This window comes from Neisseria sp. P0021.S007, from assembly GCF_051956855.1.
The window spans coordinates 1-454 of sequence record NZ_JBQCXA010001616.1 but is presented as its reverse complement, the minus strand read 5'-3'; the positions used below and the strand labels follow the sequence as shown (position 1 = coordinate 454).

The 454-nt window shown below is 39.6% G+C and carries 1 protein-coding gene; it reads left to right on the top strand.

Annotated elements, in window-relative coordinates; genetic code table 11:
* Positions 1-186: 186 nt before the first annotated feature.
* Complete coding sequence (locus tag ACTHUR_RS20555) at positions 187-312, top strand: hypothetical protein (RefSeq protein WP_003678791.1); 126 nt, start codon at positions 187-189, stop codon at positions 310-312.
* Positions 313-454 lie beyond the last annotated feature (142 nt).

Sequence of the window (454 nt, the reverse complement as noted above, 5' to 3'; positions counted from 1 at the left end):
TATAAATACCGTTTATCCTTAAAAACTTCCAATTATTTTAATGTAAAAATGGAACTTTTTTAAAAACTCCAATACATTTTTTATTGACCTCAATCCATTTAAGCAGCATACTTTAGGCATTCCGCGAAGACGGAAATAAAAAAACACACATTTACTTATAAAACTAACTTATTGGGAAACCTCACCATGATTGATCGCCTTATGCCTATCTTCGCCGTTATCGGCATTTTGTCCAGCACCGTATACCTGAGCCTCGCCGCTTGGATGCTTTACGAAAGCGTGTTCAAAAAGAAAAGCCCTCTGTCGGCATAATCCTCAGATTTAGAATTTTACGGTAAGGCCGTCTGAACATTCAGACGGCCTTGTTTCATTCCATACTATCAAGCACTTGGCTGTACGGCCAATTCAATCATTGCTTCGCGCAAACCGTCCAAGCCCAAACTTTCTGCAACGG